21 protein-coding genes, 1 tRNA gene and 1 pseudogene are annotated in these 24455 nt (G+C 48.3%); 16 read left to right on the forward strand and 7 right to left on the reverse strand.

All coding sequences use genetic code 11. The features are described from left to right. The first annotated feature begins 276 nt into the window (after positions 1-276). The 4 genes and pseudogenes from SG35_RS01830 (at position 277) to SG35_RS01835 (ending at position 2733) form a co-directional block, all read left to right on the forward strand. On the forward strand, positions 277-996 hold the full coding sequence (locus SG35_RS01830) for a hypothetical protein (protein ID WP_044834080.1): 720 nt from the start codon (positions 277-279) through the stop codon (positions 994-996). Between the two features lie 502 nt (positions 997-1498). Continuing rightward, a pseudogene (locus tag SG35_RS32055) lies at positions 1499-1558 on the forward strand (SymE family type I addiction module toxin); the annotation flags it as partial. A 36-nt stretch (positions 1559-1594) separates the two neighbouring features. Beyond that, entirely contained in the window at positions 1595-1705 is a 111-nt protein-coding gene (locus SG35_RS32060; RefSeq protein ID WP_084692845.1) for a hypothetical protein, read from the forward strand. A 350-nt stretch (positions 1706-2055) separates the two neighbouring features. Further along, on the forward strand, positions 2056-2733 hold the full coding sequence (locus SG35_RS01835; protein ID WP_044834084.1) for a hypothetical protein: 678 nt from the start codon (positions 2056-2058) through the stop codon (positions 2731-2733). A 104-nt stretch (positions 2734-2837) separates the two neighbouring features. On the opposite strand, the gene SG35_RS01840 is transcribed toward SG35_RS01835, so the two are convergent. Then, entirely contained in the window at positions 2838-3902 is a 1065-nt protein-coding gene (locus SG35_RS01840) for an OmpA family protein (protein WP_044834085.1), read from the reverse strand. A 307-nt stretch (positions 3903-4209) separates the two neighbouring features. On the opposite strand from SG35_RS01840, the gene SG35_RS01845 reads away from it, so the two are divergent. The 4 genes from SG35_RS01845 to sigX are packed head-to-tail and all read left to right on the forward strand — an operon-like array spanning position 4210 to position 5818. Continuing rightward, entirely contained in the window at positions 4210-4443 is a 234-nt protein-coding gene (locus SG35_RS01845) for a hypothetical protein (protein ID WP_044834086.1), read from the forward strand. Next, on the forward strand, positions 4443-4595 hold the full coding sequence (locus SG35_RS01850; RefSeq protein ID WP_236702634.1) for a hypothetical protein: 153 nt from the start codon (positions 4443-4445) through the stop codon (positions 4593-4595). Before SG35_RS01845 ends, SG35_RS01850 begins: the two co-directional genes overlap by 1 nt. Further along, on the forward strand, positions 4525-5268 hold the full coding sequence (locus tag SG35_RS01855; protein WP_236702631.1) for a mechanosensitive ion channel family protein: 744 nt from the start codon (positions 4525-4527) through the stop codon (positions 5266-5268). The genes SG35_RS01850 and SG35_RS01855 overlap by 71 nt, the downstream gene beginning before the upstream one ends. A gap of 19 nt (positions 5269-5287) precedes the next feature. Then, positions 5288-5818 (forward strand): RNA polymerase sigma factor SigX, encoded by a 531-nt coding sequence (sigX, locus tag SG35_RS01860; RefSeq protein ID WP_044834087.1) that lies wholly within the window; start codon positions 5288-5290, stop codon positions 5816-5818. Positions 5819-5980: 162 nt separating this feature from the next. Here the strand turns inward: sigX and SG35_RS01865 are convergent. Further along, positions 5981-6057, reverse strand: a tRNA-Arg gene (locus SG35_RS01865). A 48-nt stretch (positions 6058-6105) separates the two neighbouring features. Here SG35_RS01865 and SG35_RS01870 point away from each other — a divergent pair. The 5 genes from SG35_RS01870 (at position 6106) to prsR (ending at position 13989) form a co-directional block, all read left to right on the forward strand. After that, positions 6106-6282, forward strand: a complete 177-nt coding sequence (locus SG35_RS01870; RefSeq protein ID WP_160298325.1) for a hypothetical protein — start codon at positions 6106-6108, stop codon at positions 6280-6282. Positions 6283-6327: 45 nt separating this feature from the next. Further along, complete coding sequence (locus SG35_RS01875) at positions 6328-7383, forward strand: efflux RND transporter periplasmic adaptor subunit (protein WP_044834088.1); 1056 nt, start codon at positions 6328-6330, stop codon at positions 7381-7383. Between the two features lie 3 nt (positions 7384-7386). After that, entirely contained in the window at positions 7387-10440 is a 3054-nt protein-coding gene (locus tag SG35_RS01880) for an efflux RND transporter permease subunit (protein WP_044834089.1), read from the forward strand. Positions 10441-10469: 29 nt separating this feature from the next. Further along, the gene (gene prsK, locus SG35_RS01885) at positions 10470-12500 is read left to right on the forward strand and encodes an XrtA/PEP-CTERM system histidine kinase PrsK (RefSeq protein WP_044834090.1); all 2031 of its coding nucleotides are present in this window, start codon (positions 10470-10472) and stop codon (positions 12498-12500) included. 142 nt (positions 12501-12642) lie between these two features. Next, complete coding sequence (gene prsR, locus SG35_RS01890; RefSeq protein WP_044834091.1) at positions 12643-13989, forward strand: PEP-CTERM-box response regulator transcription factor; 1347 nt, start codon at positions 12643-12645, stop codon at positions 13987-13989. A gap of 59 nt (positions 13990-14048) precedes the next feature. Here prsR and SG35_RS01895 read toward each other — a convergent pair whose 3' ends face one another. The 5 genes from SG35_RS01895 to SG35_RS01915 are packed head-to-tail and all read right to left on the reverse strand — an operon-like array spanning position 14049 to position 19749. Further along, positions 14049-15086, reverse strand: a complete 1038-nt coding sequence (locus SG35_RS01895; RefSeq protein ID WP_044834092.1) for an XrtA/PEP-CTERM system-associated ATPase — start codon at positions 15084-15086, stop codon at positions 14049-14051. Between the two features lie 2 nt (positions 15087-15088). Continuing rightward, the gene (locus SG35_RS01900) at positions 15089-16678 is read right to left on the reverse strand and encodes a TIGR03016 family PEP-CTERM system-associated outer membrane protein (protein WP_044834093.1); all 1590 of its coding nucleotides are present in this window, start codon (positions 16676-16678) and stop codon (positions 15089-15091) included. Beyond that, positions 16659-17549, reverse strand: a complete 891-nt coding sequence (locus SG35_RS01905) for an XrtA-associated tyrosine autokinase (protein ID WP_044834094.1) — start codon at positions 17547-17549, stop codon at positions 16659-16661. The genes SG35_RS01900 and SG35_RS01905 overlap by 20 nt, the downstream gene beginning before the upstream one ends. Further along, on the reverse strand, positions 17549-19093 hold the full coding sequence (locus SG35_RS01910; RefSeq protein WP_044834095.1) for an XrtA system polysaccharide chain length determinant: 1545 nt from the start codon (positions 19091-19093) through the stop codon (positions 17549-17551). Before SG35_RS01910 ends, SG35_RS01905 begins: the two co-directional genes overlap by 1 nt. Positions 19094-19149: 56 nt before the next feature. Next, on the reverse strand, positions 19150-19749 hold the full coding sequence (locus SG35_RS01915; protein ID WP_236702633.1) for an XrtA/PEP-CTERM system exopolysaccharide export protein: 600 nt from the start codon (positions 19747-19749) through the stop codon (positions 19150-19152). Between the two features lie 396 nt (positions 19750-20145). Between SG35_RS01915 and SG35_RS01920 the strand changes: the two genes are divergently transcribed. The 3 genes from SG35_RS01920 to SG35_RS01930 all read left to right on the forward strand — a co-directional run bounded on the left by SG35_RS01920 (position 20146) and on the right by SG35_RS01930 (position 24432). Further along, entirely contained in the window at positions 20146-21549 is a 1404-nt protein-coding gene (locus SG35_RS01920; protein WP_044834097.1) for a TIGR03013 family XrtA/PEP-CTERM system glycosyltransferase, read from the forward strand. 94 nt (positions 21550-21643) lie between these two features. Beyond that, a complete protein-coding gene (locus SG35_RS01925) occupies positions 21644-23065 on the forward strand; it encodes a mannose-1-phosphate guanylyltransferase/mannose-6-phosphate isomerase (RefSeq protein WP_044834098.1) in 1422 nt (473 codons plus the stop codon). Beyond that, the gene (locus SG35_RS01930; protein WP_044834099.1) at positions 23065-24432 is read left to right on the forward strand and encodes a phosphohexomutase domain-containing protein; all 1368 of its coding nucleotides are present in this window, start codon (positions 23065-23067) and stop codon (positions 24430-24432) included. The genes SG35_RS01925 and SG35_RS01930 overlap by 1 nt, the downstream gene beginning before the upstream one ends. The last annotated feature ends 23 nt before the right edge of the window (positions 24433-24455 follow it).

Consider the following 24455-nt stretch of genomic DNA (forward strand, 5'->3'; position numbering starts at 1 on the left):
TCATGCTTGCATTAAGCATGATATATCTCATAAAACTAGCGCATATAAGTTAGCCTCTAGTATATTTATTGTTTATTTTTTTATTAAAAAAGCTATTATCCCGTCCCTGTTTTTTAGCGGTATTCTGGATTCCTGGAGGGCTTCAGAGGCTAAAAGTAGTTTACCACCTAACCGCATGGATGCTTGAGGAACAAAATTAATTGTGCCGATGCTGGCAGTTCTGTTGCGGAAGAAGCCATGCTATCTTAGTTACATTCCTTTGGCGGACATAACCTGTTGACCTCGGGACAGGTAGCGGCGCAAATCATCGCCTATGCAATTACCGGCGGGATTTCAGCAGCTCTGCAAGGAGGTAAGTTTGGCCATGGTTTCTTCGCTGCCGGCGTGACTAAAGGTGCTGGTACCCCCTTGCTCGACAATGTTACCCCGGAAAATGTTGTCGGTGGACCCATTATCAGTGCCGCTATTGCAGGAACGGCATCTAAGATTTCTGGCGGTAAGTTTGCTAACGGGGCTATGACAGCAACATTTCAGGCAATACTTAATCACTATGGTAGTGTCGCCAGGAATAATGATAGAGCAACGCTAGACAAGCTAGAAAAAAGAAGCCACAACAAGTTCTTAGATGATTCAGCCAATAAAACCTTTAAATATGGGACTATGATTGTGTTGCCGGGGGCTGAATTTATAGTGATTATGAGGGGCTCACTGGTTGTTGTAGGTAAGCCAGGTGCTGCAGGTTATGGTGCTGGTCTTGTCGAAGTAGGTTTGAAAATAGATGATGGCTCGATGGCAAGTTTTGATTTTGCTAAACTTGGCCACGATTCAATGTTCCAATTTTATGTCGGTCCTAAGCTCGTCGATGTTCTACCAACTCCGTATAGATTGCCGGCATCAGTTATTGTCAACTCATACTCAAATACAGTTAATTTTGTGACTAGTTATGTCGAGACAGGTTATGTTGGAGATGAAAAACAATGTCAGGTAAATATCTGAAATTTATTGATAATCCCTATGCGATGAACCCAGGTTTTGCATTGTTGCCGTTCACTTGCGTAGTGTCTATGTACCTGATATTAGAGGTTAACATTGCTTTGCTGGTCGTTATCTACATAGCGGCACTCTTAGTTATCAAGAATTACCATTATATAAAGTTAGTCGCGAATGAAAGTCGTTTATTCTACCTAACTTTTTCCATATGTTGGTTATTCACTTTAATTCCTGATACTTTAAGCTACTTTTTATCTATAAATTTCGGTGAGTTGAGGATTGTTCCCATGGTATTATCTTGTATTTATTGGTGGTTCTATCTTGATGCTTGCTTTGATGATATTAAAGAAAAATATAAAAAGTAAGAATTAACCACACTATAACCCAGAGGGTCATGTATATCATAAGATTCTATGACGAAAGTGATACGTGAACATCATGGCCCAGCCCGCGATCGGCAAAAAAAGTAGAAAGGAAAAAGTAAAAAGGACATCCCTAAATTTGATTTAAGGGAAAATGGCTGAGGCAGGCCGGTTTTGCCATCGGGAAAAAGGTCAGTATAAAGTAAAAAGGACATCCCTAAATTTGATTTAAGGGAAAATGGCTGAGGCAGGCCGGTTTTGCCATCGGGAAAAAGGTCAGTATCGTCATTAATCAGGATGAAATTATCCTCACCCCTCAACAGGCTGGCGTAAGCCGGTCAGTCGATAAATAAAGGGTATAGCCGCTGCATCTAACCACCAGCTGCAGTGGCTTTAAAGTATTGAGAGCATTAAATACTGAGAATGTCTCATCGGCCTTATTTAGTGGCAGAGCACAAATATTTTTACACCCGCCAATAAATGCATAACACCTGCTTTTAGCTTTCCCATTATCAGGATTTTCAATCATCTTCTCTTCCCAAATTTGGGACATCATCCGTGTAGTTTAAACGGCTTGTAGTTATTTCCCTTTAATAACAAAAGATTAAAGGTTGGCATGCCAACTGCTATTCCACCATAGGAGCAACGAACAATGGCATCAACAAGCAGCCCTAAAAAGCTGGTTTAATAAAGAGAGATAAATATGACATTCCCACCCTTAGTACTTATTCACCTTTTGGCCGGTTCTATCGGGATTTTAGCCGGATTTATGGTATTTGTTTTACCCAAGTATTCCCCGGCACATAAAGTTGCGGGTAATAGCTTTTTAATCGCCATGCTGATATTAGGGCTTACTTCTGTTTATGTTGCCTATACCAGAACCATTTTTTTATCTTTGCTCAACGGTGTTTTTATTTGTTATCTGCTGGCTACTTCCTGGGTGACAATCAAGCGTAAGGCGGGCAGCAGTGGTTATTTTGAACAACTTGCCCTGGTGACGGTAATGGCGGTGGCTATTATGTATTTTACCTTTGGCATTCAGGCGGCGCACAGTGAAACCGGCAAGTTGCACGGTTTTGCTCCGGCAATTTTTTACTTCTTTGGTGGTGTTGCCAGCCTGGCCGTACTTTTAGACTTTCGTATGATTTATTGTGGTGGTGTTACTGGCAGGCAGCGCATCATTCGACATGTGTGGCGCATGTGTTTTCCCATGTTTATGGCTACGGCATCCTTTTTTCTGGGGCAGGCAAAATTATTTCCTGACCCTGTCCGTAAAATTGAATTGCTGGCAATCCCGGTTATTCTGGTGCTGCTGTTTTCCGGCTATTGGCTGTTACGCATTAAATTTAGCTCGTTTATCAAGGTCCCTCACCAGCAATAAGCGATGAACAAGTAACACCGGGTGAGGCATGCGTTTACGTTTCACCCGGGTACTTGTCTATACATTTAATAAAGCGTTAGCACTTTAGTAAAGCTGCCGACTTATTAACCTTTGTGAACAACTTTCTTTGTCGTTGCCTCAATTTTTGCCACTACGCGGCGATTCAGGCTGTGATCTTTTGCGCTGTTGCCGTTTGATAGCAACTGTGTCTGGCCGTAACCTTTGGCTGATAAACGGCTTGCTTTGATATTGAATTTGTTGATCAAAATATCTTTTACCGCTTCGGCCCGATTTTGCGACAGCGCCAGGTTATATTGGGCAGCACCGGTAGCCGAGCTATGGCCTTCAATCACAACCTGGGTATCGCTGTATTCCTTCATAAAGTCGGCCAGGCGTTGAATATCATCAATTAATGCCGGTTTTACTTTGGCGCTGTTATTGGCAAAAGCCACATTTAAGGTAATGGCCACTTCATGCTCGGCATACAAAGTACAGCCGGTAGAGTCTACCTTTACGGTAGCCGGGGTATGGGCGCAGCGATCTTTATCATCACTGATGCCGTCGTTGTCGCTATCAACAGGGGTTGCTTCTGTAACGGCCACCGGCTGTATTGCCGGCTTGGCGCTGTTGTCGGCCCGGTTTGATACCGGTCTTTGCTGCTCTGCGCCAAAGCTGTATTTAAGGCCTAACTTAAAGCCCTGATCGACATAACCGTAATTAACATCTTTATAGATGGCCGCTTCGGTATATACAGAGAAACGTTCATTTACCTGAAAGCCGTAACCGGCACCGACATTCAGGGCGTTATAACTTCTGGTATTGTTGAAGCGTTTAATACCCGAAAATAAATACAGATCGCTTTCCGGCAACTTATAGACGGCATCGGCGCCGTAACGGTAGCCGTAAGTTTTGTCGTTGCCGTTTTCAATATCGTAGCGGCTTCTTGCTAATTCAAAACGCACATTCCAGTAATCATTGATGATTTTGTGCAGATCGACACCGACAGACTTACCGGCTTCAATTTGCTGCCAGCTGTTTTTGTTCTCTTTATTGGTGCTTGATTTGATGTAATCGCCAAATACACCGACCTGCCAAGTTTCATCCAAAGTTTCCGCGGCTAAAGGAGTGCTGATCAAGGCAGCCAGTAAGGTGATGTTAAATATTTTCATTGAGAGATTTCCTGTTTGGTAAAAGTCATTTTTATTTGTTGATGCTTCTATAACGGAGATAAAAACCAAAAGTCACAAATTTTTTACCTTAAATGAAAATAAAAATTAACCGCTGCTTTTTACTGCTACTGGAGGCAAAAAATAGTCAAAAAAGACAGTCAATTAACGTAAAATAATAAACTTTCCGATCGGGCAGTCATAAGCCCGAACTAAAACAAGAATAAAAGGCAAAAATAAAAATTTGTGACTTTTTTCGTGAGTGAGCGTTAATGAATAAAGCGCTGGAGCTTTGTTGGCGGAGGGTAAGATGAAAGATATTGAAAAGAGCATCACACAAGGGCTGGAAAACGAGCCTGAGCAAATGTTTAACGTTTCAGATGATGAATTATTTAAACGTGCTGTCACCACAGTTAATGTCCAGCAAGGCAGTAAAGATCTGCTTGCCCTGGGCATGGCGTCAATTTGGGTGGTTTTTGTCAGCATATTTATCAAGATATTAAAGCCGGTTTTTAAACACATGGCCGACAACAGGAGCAAATAATGGATACTGAAAACATTACCGAAAAAACCTATTCCGGGTTAATGGCCGTCTGGCATAAGGTGGCCACCTTTTTTACCGGATTTGATCGTTGCCATTTTATTCCTGCTGGTTGGCTGGTTTATTTCAAATTTGATCAAACGTTTGTTGAATAAGTTTCTGATCAAAATTGGCTTTAATACTTTTGTCGACAAACTTGGCCTGGATCAGCTGCTGCAAAAAATGGATCTTAAGGTCAGCGGCAGCCAGGTGGTGGCAGGCATTATTTCTACTTTTATCTTATTGATTTTTTTACTGGCGGCATTAGACATTGTCGGCCTGAAAATGTTGTCCGGTTTAATTGATACCCTGACCTTATTCCTGCCTAAGTTGCTGGCCGCCCTGGCGGTACTGTTATCTGGCTTCTTTGTTGCACAAATCGTCTTTAACGGCGTGAAAATAGCGGCCAAAAATACCGGTGTCGACTATGGCCGCTCGGTTGCCGAAGTTTGCCGCGGCATTATTATCGTTATTACCATGTCTTTATCTATTACCCAGCTTGATATTGATGTTTCGCTGCTTAATAACATTATTTCCGTCATTATTGCCAGTGTCGGTCTGGCTGCCGCTATTTCCTTAGGCATAGGCACTAAGTCGATGGCGCAGGAGATTGTTGCCGGTGTCTATTTACGGGAAATGTATCAGGTAGGCGATAATATCGAGGTGAATGATATCAAAGGGGCTTTGGTTGCCATCGGCAGTGTTGCCAGCAAAGTGATGGCAGAAGAAGAGGCGATAGTCACTGTGCCCAATACCTTTTTACTGGCCAATAAAGTCACTAAAAAGTAACTCAAGGGCAAAATAAACTTTGACCAGTTTTAATGAACGTCAGCTTGTTGCCTTAGTGCAGGAAAGCTTGCCTTATGACACGCGCTTTTTTCAGCAGCTGATCACGCCGTATTTGCCGGTACTGAAAGGTTACTGCGCAAAATTACTGAATAATCAGTCTGATGCAGAAGATGTCGTGCAAGAAACCATTATTAAGGCACTGACCCATCTTAAGGGTTTTAAGTGGTTGGTGTCTTTTAAGGTCTGGCTGTTCAAAATTGCCCATAACGAATGTATCAACAAGATCCGGGATCGGCGCTGGGACATGTATCAGGACGGCGACGACTACCTGGAAAGCGCCATTGCCGAAACGCCTCAATGTGAAGATTTAGCCAGTGCAATATCGGCGCTTATGGTCAACTTATCCTTTATCGACCGCAATATCATGTTGTTGCGCTACCGCACCGGTTTAGAGTTTCAGGAAATCGCCGATGTCTGTGAAATGAAACTTTCGGCGGTGAAAATGCGCCATAAGCGTGTTATTGAGTTTCTGCGGGAAAAGGTCGAGTAAGCTTTGTTTGTGGCGAGGTTGATGATTATTTTTCGACAGCTAAGTAAATAAATAGCGCTGTGGCGATAGTTTCTTACTAGCCGTTACTACTGAAAACTTCACTGCTTGAAAGTTTGCTATGTTTTGATGATTTGCTTAATGGGGGAAAAGAGTCGAGCAAAATGGCGCACCCTGCAGGAGTCGAACCTGCGACCTCTGCCTCCGGAGGGCAGCGCTCTATCCAGCTGAGCTAAGGGTGCATTCACTTTGGCTTTTCAGCGCGCAAATACTATAGCTTATGGGCAAACTTGTCTAGCAAACTCGGTGAAAACTTGATTTTTTTTTATCAAGTGCTGAAAAATTATTCTATTTGTCTGCTTTACCCTGTTTGCCTTGAAAACGGCGGTTGGGGCGATTTAGATAAATCTAAAGCTAAGTACTTGATTAAAAAAGATGTACTTTCACTATTAACAGGCCTAGAGTAAGCGCTATAATCTTTTTAGCTGATTCATATTAAGATATTCAAGTCGATGAAACCTGACCTCCTGCAAAATTTAGCGGCTAAGCTTTTGTTCGTTAAACTGTTTTTCTTGTTATTGGCGGGGAGCTTTACTTCCCTGGCATCTGCACAAAATGCTCCTGCATCGGCTCAGGGTTATGACGCCAAAGAAGTGTATGTCGAGCCTTACTTTGATGAAATCCGCCGCACCGGCAAGTTAGATTTTAAGCGTACTTTAAACCTGTCTTTTAAAAGTTCGGGTTACCTGACCCGGCTAACGGTGGATGAGGGGGATATCTTTAAAGCGGAGCAGTTATTGGCGGCGCTGGAAACCGACGAGCTAATCGAAGAAAAAAATGCCAGTTATGCCGAGTTGTTGCAGGCGAAACGCGATGTCAGGCGTATCAAACAGCTGGCGGAAAAAAAGCTCACTTTTGAGCAGGAACTCGACAACGCCGAAACCCGGGTAGAAACTACCCGGGCAAGATATAAAGTCGCCTATTACAATCTGGAGAAAGCGCGAATCGCGGCGCCGTTTGACGGTGTAGTCCTGGCCCGCCATACCGAATTGGGAGAGTTGCAGTCCCCCGGCACCCAGGTGTTGGAGGTGGCGGCATTAAAGAATAACTGGATTGCCAAGGTTGCCCTTACCGGCGCCGAAGTCAGCCGGGTGAGTGTCGGGCAAAAGGTCAGTGTGGTGCTGGAGCGCCTGGGAGAAGTCGAGGGGGTGATCACTAAGGTGCCTGCCATTGCCAATACCCGGGGACAGTTATTTATGATCGAGATCTTGCTGCCGGAGCTTTCCCTGGCCAAAGGGGTTGCAGCCGGACAAATCGTCGAGGTGCTTATCCGTATTTCAGCCGGGCAATCGGTTTACCGTATTCCCATAGAGGCGCTGATTGCCGTTGATGATGCCGGCAAAGCCCTGGTGATGGTCAGCCCGGCTGAGCAGGCACAATATGTTCAGCAGGCTTTTGATATTCTCTCCCTGGACAACAGCTATGTTTACCTGCTGGCCAATGAGTTTGATCAGCCGCTTAATATTATTATCCGGGGCTGGCAACACCTCAGCGTCAGTGGCCGCTAAGTTATGAATTTACCTTTTGCCGCGATAAAAAATGCCCAGTTTACTTTCACGGTCGTCGTGCTTATGGTGCTGGTGGGGCTGGTGTCTTATTTTAATATGCCGCGCTCGGAAGATCCCCAGTTTGAAATTCCCATCACCTTGCTGGAAATCATTTATCCCGGCGCTTCCCCCAAGGATGTCGAAACTCTGGTGGTGGATCCGCTGGAAGAAGAGTTTTCCGATATTGAAAACATCAAAAAAATCGAATCCCAGATCAAAGACGGCGGCGCCCGTATCGAAGTGACTTTTCTTTACGGCACAGATGCCGATGCCGCCTTTAACAAAGTCAAAAGGGCGGTCTCTACCGTTAAGCCCAATTTACCCGCTGGGGTGCAGGATGTCCTGGTTTTAAAAGCTACTCCCAACAGTGTCGCCGTGATGCAGCTGGCGCTGTGGAGCGAGCCGTTAGATTATAAAACCATGGAGTTCCATGCCAAGCAGCTGGAGAAAAGGCTGGAAGCCATCACCACAGTGCGCCAGGCGGATATTTGGGGTTATCCTCAGCAAATCGTCGCGGTGGATATCAACCTTAATCTGCTCAAGCACTACGGTATCAGCGTCACCGACATCAACAACATCCTTAAAGGGCGGGCGGTGAATATCACCCCGGGGTTTGTCGACGGCAATAACCGGCGTTTTAATGTCAAAGCCAGCGGAAATTTTGAACAGTTGCAGCAGTTGTCCGATACCATAGTGTTGGCCAATGAAGATTTTGTCTTGCGCCTTAAAGATGTCGCCAGGGTGAGTTTTGCCAGCCGGGAGCCCAGCTACCTGGCCTACTTCCAGAAAAAACCGGTGATTTTTGTCACCCTGCAGCAAAGGGAAAATACCAATATTTTTAACCTTACCGAGCAGGTACGCAAAGAAGCCGAATTGTTCAGGCAGCAGTTGCCGGAAAATATGCAGCTGGAAGTGATCTTCGAGCAGGCCGACAGTGTCAGCGCCCGGGTAGACGGTTTCTTCGATAACCTGTGGCAGGGTCTGTTGCTGGTGGGGCTGATGTCGCTGGTGTTTTTAGGCGTCCGGGAGTCTGTGGTGGTGATCACCGCGATACCGCTGTCTTTTCTGATCGCCATAGGTTTGCTTGATTTTAGCGGTTTCGGTCTGCAGCAAATGTCCATTGTCGGCATGATTATCGCCCTTGGCCTCCTGGTGGATAATGCCATAGTGGTCACGGAAAGCATTCATCGGGAAAAACGCAATAACAGCAATTTAAGCCAGGCCGCCGCTGCCGGTACCAGTAAGGTTGGCTGGGCGATCAGCAGCGGTACCATTACCACTATGCTGGCGTTTTTGCCTATGTTGATGCTGGCCAGCAATACCGGTGATTTTATCCGCTCTATGCCGGTAACTGTGGTGCTGGTGCTGTTGGCGTCCCTGGTGATTGCCCTGACCTTGACCCCTTTACTGGCCAGCCGGTTTTTCTCGCTTAAACCGGGAAAAATCAAAACGCTGCAGCATTACGCCAATATTTTTGCCGAACGGGTTTACAGCAAAGGGCTGGCGGTGTTGATCCGTTACCGGTTATTGGTACTGGTAGTGGCGATTGCTTGCCTGGTGGGTATGTTGTCCCTGTTTGGCAAGGTCGGGGTCAGCCTGTTTCCGAGGGCGGAAAAAGCCATGGTTTTGCTTGATGTCGATACCCCGGCCAATTCTTCCCTCGAATATACCAACCAGGTGATGCAGGAGATGACCCGGGTGCTTGGCAAATACCCGCTGATCGATAAGGTGGCGTTAAATGTCGGTAACTCCAATCCGCGTATTTATTACAATGAGATCCCCAAACGCGGAGTGGTGAAATTCGGCCAGGCGCTGCTGATTTTGCGTGAATACGATGAAGCAAAAGTGCAGCAGCTGGTGGCGGATTTGCGCCGTGAATTTGCCAGCTGGCATCAGGCCAGTATTACCGTTAAAGAGTTTACCCAGGGGCCGGTGACGGATCAGGCCATTGCCGTGCGCCTGATGAGTGAATCCCTGGATGACTTAGAGCAGGTGGCGGGGGATTTAAGCGCCCATATGGCCTCTCTGAGCGGCATTATTAATCTCGATAATCCGATAGGAGTGGCCAATACCGAGCTGGCGCTGACCCTGGATTACGACAAGGCGGGTCTGGCGGGTGTAGATATCAATACCCTGGACAATACCGTACAAACCATACTCTCCGGCGCTTTTGTCGGCCGTTTTAATGATGAAAACGGTGAAAATTATCCGATTGTGGTACGCCGCACCGACCCGGATATCAACGGCCTGTCGGATGTGCATATTCAAAGTACCAGCGGAGAGTTTATTCCCCTGAGCCAGATGGCGAGCCGGAAACTGCAAAAAGGCCACAGCGAGTTCTTCCATTACCAGAAGTTACGTATGGCCAAGGTATCCGCCGATGCCGCCCAGGGCCATTCGGTGCATGAACTGACCTCTGAAGTGGTTGCTTATCTGGAGAATTATCCTATGCCGGGGGGCATGTATTACACCCTGGGGGGTGAAGAAGAGTCCAGGCAGGAGTCGTTTGCCGGTTTATCCCAGATCATGTTGATCACCGCCATCGGCATTTTTGCCGTGCTGGTCTTGCAGTTCCAGTCGTTCTTGCAGCCGCTGATCATTTTCAGCTCTATTCCTTTTGCCATGGCGGGATCGGTGATCGGCCTGTATTTAACCGGCTTGTCTTTTTCCATGATGGCCTTTATCGGTTTGATCAGTTTATTTGGCATAGTGGTCAACAATGCCATTATTTTAATCGACACCACCAACCGCAACCTGGCGGATGGCCAGGAAAAAACCGCGGCGATCTTAAGCGCCAGCGCCACCCGCTTTACGCCGATTTTATTAACCACCTTAACCACTATCGGCGGCCTGTTGCCGCTGACCTTGTTTGGCGGCGGTTTGTGGCAGCCGCTCGGGGTGGTGATCATTTCCGGTTTATGTGTCTCGGCCCTGTCCAGCTTTTTGCTGGTGCCGATTTTAACCCAGTTGTTTACCCGTTCGCTTGTTGTTAGAGAAGCTGTGAGCAAAGCTGATTAGAGCAGTTTTAAGAGAAGAATAATTATATTATGCAAACCGTAGGATTTTTTGGTTACTCCCTTGGCGCCGTGGCGTTTTTTGTTTTTTCCCTGTTGCTGGTGGCCGCCCGCAACCATACGGTGATCGCCCGCTGGATCTTATTCAGTACCTTAACCACGGTTGTTGCCAACCTGGTGGCGGCGGTGCAGGTGAAATCCGGTTTTAGCCTGCAGTGGGTAATGCTGGCGGATGCGGTGAAAATTGCCAGCTGGTCGGTATTGATTTTAAGCTGTAACGTCGAAGTGAAAACCATCCGCGAGTTACTTTTTAGCTTCCATGTCCGCCAGTACCTGGGGATCTGGAGCGTGCTGATGCTGGTGTGCGCCGTTGCCAATAACTGGCTGAACTATTCCTACGAATATCTGTTTTTATTGTTTGTGCTGCTCAACCTTTGGGTGCTGGTATTGCTGGAGCAGTTATACCGCAGCGCCGACCTTCAGGTGCGCTGGGCCATCTGGCCGCTGGTGATCGCCCTGGCGAGCATGGCGATCTTTGATTTTGTCCTTTACGCCCAGGCGACTATGGTGGAAGGCATAGATTTTGATTTCTGGTACAGCCGGGGTTTTATCAGCACTATGATGATGCCTTTGCTGCTGGTGACCACCCGCAGGATCAATAACGGTGCGGTACGGGTGTTTGTCTCCCGCAATGTAGTATTTTACAGCTCTATTTTAATGATCGCCGGCTTATACCTGTTGATGATGGCTTTTGCCGGTTATGTCATTAATTATATCGGCGGCGAATGGGGTACCTTGATCAGCATTATTTTCCTGATCCTCGGCGGGGTGGTGCTGGCGGTGCTGCTGATCACCGAATCGCTGCGCCGCAAGCTCAAGGTCTTTATCGCGAAAAACTTTTTTGCCAATAAATACGAATACCGGGACGAATGGCTCAACCTGATCGAAACCCTGGAAACCACCTCGGCGGAAAGCCATTACCAGATGGCGACCCGGATCATGATCTCCAAGCTTAATCTCGATGGCGGCGCGATAGTAAAAAGGGTCACGGATTTGCAGTTTAAGGTGGAATACGCCGAAGGGCTGACCCTGGATGATAACTTTAACCAGCAAATGGTGCTGTTGAGCCAGTATTGCCAAAGCCAGGGCTGGATTGTCGATATCCAGGAATACGTCAATTCCCCCGGTCTCTACCCGGAATTGTCCCTGGATGTGGAGATCTGGCTGGAGAAGAAGATCGCCCTGGTGGTGCCTATTTTTATCGGCCGGGCTTTTTACGGCATGTTTATTTTATCGGGACATGAAGACGTAAAACCCCTGAACTGGGAAGACAGGGATCTGATGTTTGCCATTTCCAAGCAGCTGGGTAATTTTCTTTCCCTGCATGAAGCCAACGATAAACTGGCGGAGTCTAAGCAGTTTGATGCCTTTAACCGTATGTCGGCGTTTCTGGTGCATGATCTGAAAAATGTCCAGGCGCAGCTGACCCTGATCACCACCAATGCGCAAAAGCACAGGGATAACCCGGCCTTTATCGACGATGTTTTTGAAACCGTCGAATCTGCCAGCGAAAGGCTGAGCAAGGTCTTGTCCCAGTTGCGTAATAAGCAGCTGGTACAGTCCCAGAGCAAGGTGGTTGATATTGCCGGGCTTATCGATAAGGTGGTGCAGCAATGTAATGTCCGCGAGCCCAGGGTGCAGGTGGAGCAAAGCCGGGAATGCCTGATGCCTCTTGACGGTGAAACCTTTTTTTCTATCCTCAATCACCTGATCCAGAATGCACAGGAAGCGACAAAATCCGATGGTTGGGTTAAAGTATCATTAGAGGCTGATGATAAACAGGCTAAAATCACCATAAGTGATAACGGCACCGGCATGTCGGAAGAGTTTATCAATAAGCGCTTATTTAAGCCTTTTGATACCACCAAAGGCAATGCCGGTATGGGCATCGGGGTATTTGAAGCCCGGCAGTTTATACACAGCATAGCCGGTAAAATTGATGTGGCAAGTGAAGAGGGCCGGGGTACCGAGTTCTGCCTGACCTTGCCGATTAAATCGTTATAAAATGTGACACTTTTATCTTTAGGCCCCTCTTGTTGCCTTCGGCGATAATGGCTAAGCTAGCGTTGTAAGGGCAGGGATCTGCGGTTTGGTTATTTTGCCTGTGGCGCACTGAATTGAATAAAAATTAAGGATTTGAATCCCTATGGAAAAATTGCTGATTATTGATGATGATAGCGGCGTTCAAAAGCAATTAAAGTGGAGTTTTTCTGATTATGATGTCATTTTGGCATCGGATCGCGAAAGCGCCATTGCGGCTGTCCGCCGCTACGAGCCGAAAGTTATTACCCTGGATTTAGGCCTGCCGCCGGATGAAGCCAATGCTTCCGAGGGCCTGGCGGCATTGCAGGAAATTCTGGCGATAGCCCCGCATACCAAGGTTATCGTGATCACGGGTAATGACGACAGGACCAATGCCTTAAAGGCGATTGCCGCCGGCGCCTATGATTTTTACCAGAAGCCGGTTGAACCTGAGGTGATTAATGTCATCGTCTCCCGCGCCTTTAGTGTTGCCGCGATAGAAGAAGAAAACCGTAAAATGCGTGCCGTTGCCGGCAGCGATATGGGGGTGATAGGCAACAGCGCCAGCATAGACAGGATGCGTATGATGATCAAACGCATTGCCCCTACCAGTATTACCGCTTTGCTGCTGGGGGAAAGCGGCACCGGTAAGGAAGTGACCGCCAATGCCGTGCATTTGGCCAGCGACCGTAAGAAAAAGCCCTTTATTGCCATTAATTGTGCCTCTATCCCGGAGACCCTGCTGGAAAGCGAGCTGTTCGGTTTTGAAAAAGGGGCCTTTACCGGCGCCCATAAAACCACTAAGGGTAAAATTGAATGTGCCGAAGGCGGCACCTTATTCTTGGATGAAATCGGCGATATGCCCTATAACCTGCAGGCGAAATTATTACGTTTCCTGCAGGAAAAATGCATCGAACGCCTGGGGGGACGTCAGGAAATTCCCGTGGATGTCCGGGTGATCTGCGCCACCAACCAGAACCTGGAGCAAATGGTGCAGGAAAAATCCTTCCGGGAAGATTTATTCTACCGGGTCAGTGAGATCACTTTGAATATTCCGCCGCTGCGGGACCGGGAAGAGGATGTGCTGATCCTGGCACAATACTTCCTGCAGCAATATGCCGCCGAATATAAGCGTAATGTGAAGGGCTTCTCCGAAGACGGCCTGAGCGCGTTAAAAAACCATAAATGGCCGGGCAATATCCGCGAGTTGCAAAACAAGGTGAAAAGTTCGGTGATCATGAGTACCGGCACCCAGGTCACCGCCATGGATCTTGGTTTCTTTGACCATGAAGATCAGGGTTATGAATTATCGCTGAATTTACGTGCTGTCAGGGAGCAGGCGGAAACTTTGGCAATCCAGAAAGCCTATGCCCTGTCTACCGGCAATATGTCGAAAACGGCGGAGCTGTTGGGTATTACCCGGCCGACGCTGTATTCTTTGGTGGAAAAATATCAGTTGACCATCAACTAGAGAGTTGGATTTCCGGCCGGTGTTCAATCACCGCCGGAAACCTGTTTTCAGCGGCGGGCTTAACTGTCGCTTACTTCACTATTTTTTGTCGCCAATTCAATATTCTTTTGTTTCAGCAGTTTATCTACATAGCGGGACAGCTTGATTTTCTGTTTGATGGAATTTTCCAGGATATCTTCCACTTCCCGCAGCACTTCCCGCATGCTTTCAACGTTTTCGCTGGAGTTGACCACGAGCTGCGTTGCTTCTGTGGCGCCGCTTTGCTGGCGGGCATTGATGGAGCCGGTGAGTTCGATATCCATTTCTTCGGCGACTTCATTGATGGCCTTGCTGTCGATCACAGATAATTCTTCCAGGAAACCGAACAGCAGCAGACGGTCAACAAAGATATTGATTTTACGCGGCACCCCCAGGGTTTTTTCGAAAATCAGCTGGTAGGCGTTTTCTGAAAATAATTCTTCATTCTGGTATCCCGCCTGTGCCAGGCGGTGGCGGATATAACTTTGCACTTCTTCGCAGGACAAAGGTTTGAGATGGGCGGATGCTATGATGCGCTGACGGAACTGCTCCATATTCGGCGCCTGGATAATGCCTTTAAGCTCTTCCTGTCCCAGCAAAAAGCTCTGGATTAACGGCTTGTTATTGAGCTGGAAATTCGACAGCATACGCAGCTCTTCCACCGTTTCTGCCGGCAGGTTTTGTGCTTCATCCACTAGCAGCAGGGCGCGTTTGCCTTGCTTGTGTAAGCTGATCAAAAACTTTTCGATCACCTGCAGAATTTCCGCTTTGCTTTTGCTGACCACATCCAGCTGAAACTCGGCGGCGATCAGCTCCAGTAACTCATGGGGATCTAATTTAGTGGTGACCAGCTGGGCCGCCACTATGCTTTCATCGCCGAGGTTGCTGAGCAGGTTGCGGGCGATCGTGGTTTTGCCCGTGCCTATCGGGCCGGTGATAACGATAAAGCCTTCCCCCTGATCCAAACCGTATTGCAGGTAGGATAAGGCCCTCTGGTGGTGGTTAGAGGCAAAAAAGAACTTGGGGTCCGGGCTTAACAGAAAAGGCCGGGCATTTAAGCCGTAATAGTTTTCATACATGATCAGAATACTTTTTTTATGGTAAATTCCAGACGGGATTCCTGATAGTCCACCCCGGTCCCGGTAGAGTCTCTGCTGACGTGGCGCAGGCTGATATCGCTGCTGAGGCTTTCGTTTAAGCTGCGGTTGTATTTGATTGTGTGCACCCGGTAATGGTCCAGCTGGCCGGCACCGGCAATATTGTCGGTATCAAAGTCATTTTTGATAAAGCTGAAGGCATAACTCAGGTTGGAGCGGGAGTTCAGGGCACGGGTAATGTCGAGATCGCCGTTAAACCTGTCGTCGATAACTTTGGAAGTCAGGTTTTCCCGGCGGTTAGCGCTTAACGTCAGGGTAAAGGTGGTCCTGGGCAGGGTCAGTATCGACTGCCATTCTAAGTCTTTCTGCAGGGAAATTTCATCTGCTTCCACCGGCTCAAGTGTTGTCAGGGGCACCAGGATATAATCGCTGAGATCGCTGTCCGGGTTTACCAGACACTGATCCAGGGTAAAGTCGCCGCCGGGGGGACAATAAAACGAGCCGAGATCGACTTCAATATAATTAAAGCGGTCAAAAGACTGCACGGTTTCGGCGTAACTGATGGAGTTTACCAGGCGTCTGTTTTGATGGACAAAATCCAAGCCATAGCTGTCACCGAAGAAGCGCTTGCTAAATTGTGCCTGCAATGCGGTTCTCGGCGAGGGCCGCCAGGTGATTTCACCGCTTAAGTGGTCTTCGTTTTCTTCCTGGTTGTCGACATAGTTGTAGGCGAGATCCAGCCATAAGTGATCACTTACTTGCCAGCGGATCCCCGGTCCCCAGGAATTGCTGTTGAGATTGCTCTGGCTTGAGCTGCTTTCAAAACTGCCCTGATTATCTTCGTCATAGACCCGGATAAAAGGCATAAAACGGTAATCATTGATCAGGCCAAGTTTGGCATCGACGGAATAAAACTTAGTGTCGTTGGTGTTGTTTTTGCTGGTGAGATCCTGAAAACTGGCGTTGGTACTCCAGAACAGGTATTTGGCCGCCGAGCCGTTTTCAGCCGAGAGGCTGGCGATCACCCCTTCCCGATCTCCTATGGTATTATCCGACGTCCGGCTCTGGTAATAAACCTGACTTCTCATCAGTATATTGGAGCGTGCCAGGTTATAGCTCAGGCCGACATCCGATTGTTTCAGGGATACGGCATTGGCGGTTAACAAATCGGCAATGGCATTGTTGCTGATCGATTGCTGCACCTGATCTTTATTCGCCCGGACAAAGAGTTTAGGGCCGTTGTCCCACAGGGAAAAACTGCCGTCGAGCTGGTACATGTCATAATCGTCGTTATTGTCGGAATTATGACTGTAATTGATGAAATTATTGCTTGCCTGGAACACCAGTTCCAGGCGCCGACTGAGATAATTGACATCCAGGGTGGGTTTGATCTGGCTGATATAACTCTCGACCTTGCCGGTTTTATGCAGGTCGATATTATCTGATGCCGTGCCCGTCACCGACAGGCTGGGTTCTATGGTCCATTCCCCCGCCTGGACATTAACGGCGCCGGCAACTGCCAAAGCGATGCCGGCGAGGGGAAACAGTTTGCGGTTAATAACCGTAATAGCCATACATATCCTTTTGCGTTTGCACAGCCTTATTGATGACAAAACCTATGGCCAGATCTTCATTGAGGGAGTCCACGGCTTTTTGGATATCGGCAATTTTAGAATGTGACTCTTCCACCACCACCAGTGCCTGCCCCATCAGGTTGGCCAATACCTGGCTTTCGTTGACTTCGATCAGCGGCGGGGAATCAAAGATCACCATACGGTCGCCGTAGCGGTTGGCCAGCTCCTGGGTCAGCTGACTCATCTTGTCGCTGGTTAATAACTCCGAAGTCAGGTGATGGGGTTCGCCGGCGGGAATAATTTTTAAGTTATTGATGCTGGTGTTATAGATCACTTCACTGACATTGCTTACTTCGCCGAGCAGATATTCCACCAGGCCTTTGCGGGGGCTGATATTGAGCTCAGTGCTGATGCTGGGACGGATAACGTCGGCATCGATCAACAACACGGTTTTATCCTGTTCCAGTGCTATGCTCAATGCCAGGTTGATGGAGACAAAGGTTTTTCCTTCATTGGGTTTGCCGCTGGAAACCATCACCAGGTTGCCGTTCTCCAGGCTGCTTGCCCCCGAGCCGAAGGCGTTATTGAGCAACTTGCGTTTGATATAACGAAATTCATCCTTGATCTTCTGCCGCTCGGTGGAGTCGGTGATCAGGCCTTTTTCTTTGAGCTCTTTTTGATCTATGACGATCGGCTCTCTTTTATTATTGCCGTTCGGACTAGCCGCCTGCACTTGTTCCACCTTGTCAGCGGTGTTTTCTGCCGGGGAATTGCCGGCAGCCGTTGCCGCTGTTTCTTCCTGTGCCTGATCAGCACTTCCCTGCTGGTTCTTTTCCCTTTGCTTTTGCAAAGCTTTCTCTATGGTACTCATTACAGCAACCCTCTTATACTTGTCTGCAGGGCAGGGATCAGATAAAAACTCATCATACCGGCATACATAACCACTATCATGCAGTTTGATAAGGTAAAGATAATGGCTTTACGCCTGTGGCGTTTCGCCAGACCTAAACTTTCCGTGGCGCTGACAATACCAAATACCGGGTAACCGGTGGCGTTGCTCAGCTGCCTGGCCGAAGTGACAATAGGCGTCAACTGGCTGAACAGGAAAGAAATGCCAATACCGGAGCCGAAACCGAGGATCAGGATAGCCGTGATAAAGATCAGGCGTTTAGGGCCGGAAGGTTCAATTGGTACCCGCGGCGGATCGACCACTTTAAATTGAATTTTGTCTGTGGATTCATCGGCTTCCTGGGCCAGACGGGCGGTCTCGCGGCGGTTGAGCAGGTCTTCGAATTTTTTCTTGGTAATACCATAGTCACGGTCCAGCGCGATTAATTCCGCTTCGATTTCCGGTATGGTGTGGGCCTTGGCTTCCATTTGTTTCACCCGCTCCTGGAAGTCGTTGACCCGTACCGTCAACGAGGCGACGTTATTGGCCAGTTTACTTTCCGCCACTTTTAATTCCTGGTAGAGGGGGCTGTCGGTGAAGGCGGCGTTGCCCTGGCCGTTTTCCCCGCTCATGGCGGATTTTTCTTCTTCTTTGAGCCTTTTCAGGTCGGCGACCCGGCGTTTGGCTTCTTTCACATCCGGATGGGCGTCTGTATATCTGAGCATCAAACTGTCCAGCGACTGGGTCAGCTGGGCGATACGCTCGTCATATTGCGAGGTCACGACATTGGCAATCGGTTTTTGCCCGGTGAGCTGTTCTTTCGCCGATTGCCATTTGGTGGTTGCTTCGCGCAGCTGCAGCTCGGCTTCCTGCAGTTTGGACTTATTCAGGTTTAACCGGGTATAGAAGCCGCCGGTATCGCCGGGCAGGCTGCCGGAATATCTTTGTTTAAAGTCCGTTAACCGGCCTTCGGCTTCGAGCAGCCTGGCTTCATAATCCTGGATCTGGGTGTCGAGGAATTTTTGCGCCGTGTCGGACTCGCTGCGCGACTCTCCTAAGGTATTTTCAATAAACACCGTCAGCGCCGCCTGGACCACGTTTTTCGCCATCTGAGGCTCTTCGTGTTCATAGGAGATGCTGTAAATGTTGTCGCCCCCCACCAGGCGTATGCTGATGGTTTTTTCGAGCTCTTCAATCAGCTTGTTATATTCCTTGGGGGTGGTTGCCTGGACATCGAGATCTGTCATCCGGGCAATACGTTCAAGGTTGGGACGGCTGAGCAGGGTTTTTACCATCAGGGTGACCTGCTTGTCGGGATCGGTTTCTACCGTCAGGCCTTTGAGCAAAGGGCGTAACAAGGACTGGGTATCTGTATGTACCCGGGCAACCGACTCATAGGTATCCGGCAGCTGGGTAATACCTATCCAGCCGAGGGGGCAAAGTAACCAGGTGGTAATCATGATATAGCGTCGCTTTAACCATATACCCTTGAGTTGTTCAATAATTTGTTCAAAGACTTCTTGCATTCCTGACCTCAGTTGCAGGGAAATAATTCACTAAATGAGCTGATATAATACCGGGTTTAAAACCAGGTTTCCGGGATCACTATGATATCTCCGGGTAAGACGTCGACATTGGCACTGATTTCACCATTTTTCAGCAGGTCTTCAATCAGGACCTGATATTCCATTTGCCGGCCGTTTTCGATTCTTACCAGGGTGGCGTCATTGCCGTCGGCAAATTCCGTCAGTCCGCCGACCAGGATCATGACATCGAGCAAGGTCATATTTTGTTTGTAATTTACCGCCTGGGGTTGTGCTGCTTCCCCTATCACCCGGATTTGCTCGGTGATCGGGCCGACAAATTCGTTTACCGTGACCGTAACCACAGGATCGCGCAAATACGTGGCCAGGATCTCTTCGATGGAGCGGGCAAGTTCGGTCGGGGTTTTGCCCGATACCTGGATGTCTTCCACCAAAGAGGTGGTGATCATGCCGTCGGGGCGGACAACAAAAGTCCCTGAGACTTCCGGGTTACGCCAAACAAAGATATTGAGGACATCGCCGGCACCGATTAGATATTTGTAGGAAGCCACATCACTGGTGGTCGACGGGTGAAGTGTCGCACTGGGCAGTCTCGGGCTGCTGCAGCTGAAAATGAACTGCGTCAGCAGCAATAACATTAGAACTTTAAGCTTCTCAGAAATATGTAATTCCATTGATTATGACCTTTGTTGACAAGCATTTATTAAATGAGCGCATAAGTAAACAGATTGTATTTTATTTTTGTTTACGATGCACATAATTTAATAAAAGTTAACAAACTCGGCTATAGTGTTTGAAGTAAAGCTCAGGTCTGGCCTGCGAGGCAGGAATTATGATGTATATTGGCTGACTTATTTCCCGGCTTGTTGTTAATGAACATACCCCTTTGTCGGGCTTTGGTTAAATAGGGCGGCATTTGTTTAATCTTGTGACAAAAAGTAAGGCTTTTCTTTACATTCATAGATTGATCACTTCTAATATAGTCGTCCTTATTGTCTTCAAAACTAAATACTTAAAAGGAATATAACTCCCATATGTCAAGCCCCAAGTTCCGTGACCTGTCTGCGGGTAGTAAATCTCTTGTCCTGATCGAACTCGGCATCTTTGCCGGGGCCCTGTTGTTTTCGGTTTATTTGAATAGTGTATTTTTGTTTGTTGAACAGCCTGACACCCCGAATAACCTGGTGATAGCCTATGCTTTGCTTTTTGCCCTGATCATGCAACTGACCTCGCTGGCACTGGGGTTATATAACTCTAAGTTGCGGGAAAGTATCCGCGGCGTGGTCCGCCGTATCCTGGTGTGCGTGGCGATAGGTTTTTTTGTTTTTTCTCTGATTAATCCTTTTCTGGGCAGTCATCCGCTGCCGGTGGAACTGCTGGCCCTGTCTTCGTTTTTGAGTTTGCTGGTCATGGGGATCTTCAGGGCCTTTACCCTTAAGGTCGACTTCTTTGGTTTTAACAAACGTAATATTCTGGTGCTCGGCGCGGGTGAAAGGGCGTCTATTATCGAGCAGCGCATGCGCCGCGATGTTGACCGCCAGGGCTTTCATGTCCATGCCTTTGTGGTCATGCCGGGGGATCACGAAGCGGGTATCGTTAAAGAAACCCGCATTGAGCTGGAAGAGTCCCTGGTCAATTACGCCATGGAAAACCAAATCGATGAAATTGTCGTCGCCAGTGACGAACGCCGCAATAACCTGCCGGTGGATGAGTTATTTGCCTGTAAAATTCGCGGTATTGAAGTGACCGAGATCCTGGACTTTATTGAACGGGAAACCGGGCAGGTTGCCGTCAACCTGATTTACCCGAGCTGGGTGATCTATTCCAACGGTTTTGCTTCCGCCAATTACCTGAGAAATACCCTGGACTGGATTTTTAATGCCTCCATGGCCTTTATTATGCTGCTCTTTACTTGGCCGGTAATGCTGATCACCGCCTTGATCATCAAGCTGGATGACGGCTGGAAATCGCCCGTGTTTTATTTCCAGGAAAGGGTCGGTCTGGACGGCGAACCCTTTAATATCATCAAGTTTCGCAGCATGCGCGTTGACGCCGAGAAAAACGGTGCCCAGTGGGCGTCGAAAAATGATGACAGAACCACGCGCATCGGTCACTTCCTGCGTAAATACCGGGTGGATGAATTGCCGCAAATTTATAATGTGATGCGCGGTGACATGGGCTTTGTCGGTCCCCGTCCCGAGCGTCCGGAATTTGTCCAGACCCTGGTCACCAATATTCCTTATTACAACGAGCGCCATAATGTTAAACCCGGTTTGACCGGTTGGGCCCAGTTGAAATATCCCTATGGCGCCACCGAAACCGATGCCATGGAAAAACTGAAATACGATCTTTACTATATTAAGCATCGCAGCTTTTTGCTGGATATGCTGATCCTGGTGAGAACGGCGGAAATTGTCTTGTTCGGCAAAGGCCGGTAACTTTCCCGCCGCCATCGAATTAATAGAAAAGTCAGGATCTCTTTTATCCTGACTTTTACTTTTTATGCAATAATAAAAGGGAGCTTGTAACTAAGTGTCTAATTTTTATCCTGTTATTTTGTGCGGGGGCAGTGGCACCCGACTCTGGCCACTTTCAAGAAAGCAGCATCCTAAACAGTTCATTAAGCTGACCAATGATTTTACTATGGTGCAAAACACCATCAAACGCCTGCCGGAAAATGTCCAGTCGCCTATTTTTATCTGTAACGAAGAACACAGGTTTATTGTTGCCGAACAGGCCCGGGAAGTCAGTGTCGAGGCGAAAAGCATTTTGCTGGAGCCGGTGGGTCGCAATACCGCCCCGGCTATCGCCCTGGCGGCGATCACGGCGTTAAAAGAAAATAAAGACGCCGTTTTACTGGTATTGGCCTCAGATCATAATATCAAAGACGAAGACATGTTTCGTCAGGCGGCGCAAAGCGCTTATGGGCTTGCGATGCAGGATAAGCTGGTGACCTTCGGCATAGTGCCTTCCAATCCCCATACCGGTTATGGCTATATCAAAAGAGGCGAAGAACTCGGCCCTAAGGCGAGCCAGTATAAGGTCAGTGAGTTTGTTGAAAAACCGGATGAAGCGACGGCGAAAACCTATGTCGATTCGGGGGAGTATTACTGGAACAGCGGCATGTTTGTGTTTAAGGCCAGCAAGTTTCTGTCGGAGTTGAAAACCTTCCGTCCCGATATTTTTGAGGCCTGTGAACGGGCGATGCAGGATGTTGCCGATGATCTCGATTTTACCCGGGTCAATAAAGCGGCTTTTGAGGCCTGCCCGGACGAGTCCGTCGATTATGCGGTGATGGAGCATACCGAACATGCGGTGGTGGTGCCGCTTGATGCCGGCTGGAGTGATGTCGGCTCCTGGTCGGCGTTATGGGAAGAATCCGAGCGTGACGGCAATAACAATGCTATCCGCGGCGATGTTCTGACCGAGTCCACCACCAACAGCTATATCCAGGCTTCCGACCGTCTGGTGAGCAGTATCGGGCTGGACAATATCGTGATTATCGATACCCCGGATGCGCTTTTGGTGGCCAATAAAGATGACGTGCAAAACGTCAAAGGCATAGTGGATAAACTTAAAGGGCTGGATCGCTCCGAATATATCCATCACCGGGAAGTTTACCGTCCCTGGGGCAAATATGACAGTGTCGATAGCGGCGGCCGTTTCCAGGTGAAACGTATCACGGTAAAACCCGGGGCCAAGCTGTCGGTGCAGATGCATCATCACAGGGCGGAGCATTGGGTCGTGGTTTCCGGCACCGCCAAGGTCAGAAACGGCGATAAGGAATTTATCCTGACGGAAAATGAATCTACCTATATCCCTATCGGTGCGGTACACAGCCTGGAAAATCCGGGTAAGTTGCCGCTGGAGCTGATTGAAGTGCAGTCGGGCTCTTATTTGGGAGAAGATGATATTGTCAGGCTTGCCGACAAGTACGGCAGGAGTGAGCAATAATGACCAGCTTAACTTGTTTTAAGGCTTATGATATCCGCGGTAAGCTCGGCGATGAGCTGAATCCGGATATCGTTTATCGTATCGGCCGGGCTTTTGCCCAGTATTTAAATGCGAAAAAAGTGGTGATCGGCGGTGATATCCGTTTGTCGACGCCCGAGCTGAAATCAGCGCTGGCGGACGGCATCATGGCGGCGGGTTGTGATGTTATCGATATCGGCTTATGCGGTACCGAAGAAATTTATTTTGCCACCAGCCATCTCAATACCGACGGCGGTATCGTGGTCACCGCCAGCCATAATCCCAAAGATTATAACGGCCTCAAGCTGGTGCGGGAAAACAGCAAACCCATCAGCGGCGATACCGGATTATTCGATATCCGGGCAATTGCCGAGCAAAGCCTGTTTAGCCGGGTGGAGCAGCAGGGCAAGTTAACGCAAGTCTCTAACCTGGATGATTATGTCGGCCATCTATTAACCTATATTTCACCTGAGAAACTTAAACCGCTTAAACTGGTGGTAAACGCCGGTAACGGCGCCGCCGGTCATGTGGTGAATGCCCTGGAGCAGGCCTTTCAAGAGCAAAAGCTGCCGGTGGAGTTTATTAAAGTTTTTAACGAACCGGACGGAAACTTTCCCAATGGTATTCCCAATCCGCTCTTGCCCGAGAACCGCGGCGTTACCCGCGAGGCGGTGATCAAACATAAAGCGGATATGGGCATCGCCTGGGACGGTGACTTCGACCGCTGTTTCCTGTTTGATGAGAACGGCGACTTTATCGAAGGTTATTATATTGTCGGCTTGTTGGCGGAAGCCTTTTTACAAAAACACAGCCATGAAAAGATCATCCATGATCCCCGCCTGACCTTAAATACCATAGATATTGTTGAAAACAACAAGGGCATTGCCATTCAAAGCAAAACCGGCCATGCCTTTATCAAAGAGCGCATGCGCCTGGAAAATGCCGTTTATGGCGGTGAAATGAGCGCCCACCATTATTTCAGGGATTTCAATTACTGCGACAGCGGTATGATCCCCTGGTTGCTGGTGGCTGAGCTGATCAGCCTGACCGGCACTTCCCTGTCGGCCATGGTCAGTGACCGTATCGCCAAGTTCCCGTCTTCCGGGGAAATAAACCGTAAGGTAGCCGATGCGGATCTGGTACTGGCCAAGGTTGATGCACATTACCGGGACTCTGCCCGTGAGAAGGAAGAAGTGGACGGTTTATCGCTGGCCTTTGACGGCTGGCGTTTAAATATACGTAAGTCTAATACCGAACCTCTGCTGCGCCTCAATATAGAGTCTGAAGGGGATGTTGATTTGATGGAAAGGAAAACCCGGGAGCTGATCGCTTTTATTGAAAGCGTTTAGCCTCCGCGGTGGCTGTTGACAGC

It is taken from the genome of Thalassomonas actiniarum (assembly GCF_000948975.2).
Classification (GTDB): domain Bacteria; phylum Pseudomonadota; class Gammaproteobacteria; order Enterobacterales; family Alteromonadaceae; genus Thalassomonas; species Thalassomonas actiniarum.